This window comes from Enterobacter cloacae complex sp. SHL018 (genome assembly GCF_049237905.1).
Taxonomy (GTDB): Bacteria; Pseudomonadota; Gammaproteobacteria; order Enterobacterales; family Enterobacteriaceae; genus Enterobacter; species Enterobacter hormaechei_C.
Genome location: NZ_JBMKJE010000012.1, coordinates 1 through 563 on the forward strand (window position 1 = coordinate 1; position 563 = coordinate 563).

Annotated in this window: 1 protein-coding gene; it reads left to right on the forward strand. The window is 59.9% G+C overall.

What is annotated here, in order from left to right; all coding sequences use genetic code 11:
- On the forward strand, positions 1-563 hold a 563-nt coding region (locus ACOTY5_RS21895; RefSeq protein WP_045142719.1), incomplete at both ends, for an MFS transporter.

Sequence of the window (563 nt, forward strand, 5' to 3'; positions counted from 1 at the left end):
CTGGCATTCTGCGTAACCGGCGGGATCATTGCGCTGGTCTCTATGCGTAAGGTGGAAACGCCACGGCATATGCAGACTCTCTCCACCCGGGAAAAATTCGCCGAGCTGGGCCGTGCAGCGACGCTGCTCTACACCAACCGCAGTATTCTGCTCTCCAGCATGGTGCGTATCATCAACACCCTCTCCCTGTTCGGGTTTGCCGTCATCATGCCGATGATGTTTGTTGACGAGCTGGGCTTCACCACCTCCGAGTGGCTTCAGGTCTGGGCGGTATTCTTCTTCACCACCATCTTCTCGAACGTCTTCTGGGGCGTGGTGGCGGAAAAAATGGGCTGGATGCGGGTGGTGCGCTGGTTTGGCTGCATCGGGATGGCGCTCTCGAGCCTGGCGTTTTACTACATTCCGCAGCACTTCGGGCATAACTTTGCCATGGCGCTGGTCCCGGCCATCGCGCTGGGGATTTTTGTGGCGGCCTTCGTACCGATGGCGGCGGTGTTCCCGGCGCTGGAGCCGCGGCACAAGGGGGCGGCGATTTCGGTGTATAACCTGTCAGCCGGTCTGTC